At 55.7% G+C, this 1,712-nt stretch carries 1 rRNA gene; it reads left to right on the forward strand.

The annotated features are described in order from the left end of the window. Nucleotides 1-58: 58 nt before the first annotated feature. A 16S ribosomal RNA gene (locus ACPEH0_RS14660) occupies nucleotides 59-1,581 on the forward strand. Nucleotides 1,582-1,712 lie beyond the last annotated feature (131 nt).

The following is a 1,712-nucleotide window of genomic DNA, read 5'->3' on the forward strand; positions in this document are numbered from 1 at the left end:
TTTTGGTCAGTTCAAACTCGCTGCTTCGGCCTATTCCGGTCGTTGTCAGTATTTTTCTTTTACGGAGAGTTTGATCCTGGCTCAGGATGAACGCTGGCGGCGTGCTTAACACATGCAAGTCGAACGGTGAAGCAGAGCTTGCTCTGTGGATCAGTGGCGAACGGGTGAGTAACACGTGAGCAACCTGCCCCTGACTCTGGGATAAGCGCTGGAAACGGCGTCTAATACCGGATATGAGCTGCGATCGCATGGTCAGCAGTTGGAAAGATTTTTCGGTCTGGGATGGGCTCACGGCCTATCAGCTTGTTGGTGAGGTAATGGCTCACCAAGGCGTCGACGGGTAGCCGGCCTGAGAGGGTGACCGGCCACACTGGGACTGAGACACGGCCCAGACTCCTACGGGAGGCAGCAGTGGGGAATATTGCACAATGGGCGAAAGCCTGATGCAGCAACGCCGCGTGAGGGATGACGGCCTTCGGGTTGTAAACCTCTTTTAGCAGGGAAGAAGCGAAAGTGACGGTACCTGCAGAAAAAGCGCCGGCTAACTACGTGCCAGCAGCCGCGGTAATACGTAGGGCGCAAGCGTTATCCGGAATTATTGGGCGTAAAGAGCTCGTAGGCGGTTTGTCGCGTCTGCTGTGAAATCCCGAGGCTCAACCTCGGGTCTGCAGTGGGTACGGGCAGACTAGAGTGCGGTAGGGGAGATTGGAATTCCTGGTGTAGCGGTGGAATGCGCAGATATCAGGAGGAACACCGATGGCGAAGGCAGATCTCTGGGCCGTTACTGACGCTGAGGAGCGAAAGGGTGGGGAGCAAACAGGCTTAGATACCCTGGTAGTCCACCCCGTAAACGTTGGGAACTAGTTGTGGGGTCCATTCCACGGATTCCGTGACGCAGCTAACGCATTAAGTTCCCCGCCTGGGGAGTACGGCCGCAAGGCTAAAACTCAAAGGAATTGACGGGGACCCGCACAAGCGGCGGAGCATGCGGATTAATTCGATGCAACGCGAAGAACCTTACCAAGGCTTGACATATACGAGAACGGGCCAGAAATGGTCAACTCTTTGGACACTCGTAAACAGGTGGTGCATGGTTGTCGTCAGCTCGTGTCGTGAGATGTTGGGTTAAGTCCCGCAACGAGCGCAACCCTCGTTCTATGTTGCCAGCACGTAATGGTGGGAACTCATGGGATACTGCCGGGGTCAACTCGGAGGAAGGTGGGGATGACGTCAAATCATCATGCCCCTTATGTCTTGGGCTTCACGCATGCTACAATGGCCGGTACAAAGGGCTGCAATACCGCGAGGTGGAGCGAATCCCAAAAAGCCGGTCCCAGTTCGGATTGAGGTCTGCAACTCGACCTCATGAAGTCGGAGTCGCTAGTAATCGCAGATCAGCAACGCTGCGGTGAATACGTTCCCGGGTCTTGTACACACCGCCCGTCAAGTCATGAAAGTCGGTAACACCTGAAGCCGGTGGCCCAACCCTTGTGGAGGGAGCCGTCGAAGGTGGGATCGGTAATTAGGACTAAGTCGTAACAAGGTAGCCGTACCGGAAGGTGCGGCTGGATCACCTCCTTTCTAAGGAGCACTGCACTCTTCGGAGTGACAGAGCCGGTTTCGAGACGAATGTTCTCGACCGGAGCTCATGGGTGGAACATTTGACGAGGTGGGGGAGGGTGACCTCCGGAGTTAGTACGGCCTTCGGGTTT

Origin of the sequence: Microbacterium sp. NPDC079356 (genome assembly GCF_049545465.1) — a bacterium.
GTDB classification, from domain to species: domain Bacteria; phylum Actinomycetota; class Actinomycetes; order Actinomycetales; family Microbacteriaceae; genus Microbacterium; species Microbacterium gawkjiense.